This window comes from Pseudomonas sp. Leaf129, assembly GCF_001423465.1.
Lineage (GTDB): Bacteria > Pseudomonadota > Gammaproteobacteria > Pseudomonadales > Pseudomonadaceae > Aquipseudomonas > Aquipseudomonas coleopterorum.
Genome location: NZ_LMOC01000005.1, coordinates 1693 through 1960, shown reverse-complemented (window position 1 = coordinate 1960; position 268 = coordinate 1693). Strand labels below are relative to the sequence as shown.

The following is a 268-nucleotide window of genomic DNA, read 5'->3' as shown; positions in this document are numbered from 1 at the left end:
CGATGGTGATGGTCTGGTTGTTCGACAAAGTCACGACAACCGGAGAACCCGTGACAGGCGCGCCTACCGTAGCGGTGTAAACGATAGTGCCATTTTCAACAGCGCCGCCCGCTGGAACGGTAGCGGTCAACACGACGTTGGTGACATCAATGCTATCGCCAACTGGCGTCACAACCGGTGTGGTGTTCGGGGTCAGCTGCTCGTAGTTGCCGCCGGTTACGCCGGTGATCGCGGTGCTGACAGTGTCGGCGCCGTTGTAGACGTCATT

At 59.0% G+C, this 268-nt stretch carries 1 protein-coding gene; it reads right to left on the bottom strand.

Translation table 11 applies throughout. The annotated features are described in order from the left end of the window. Positions 1 to 268, bottom strand: a 268-nt coding sequence (locus ASF66_RS23220) for an immunoglobulin-like domain-containing protein (RefSeq protein ID WP_162240078.1), incomplete at both ends; no start/stop codon positions are given.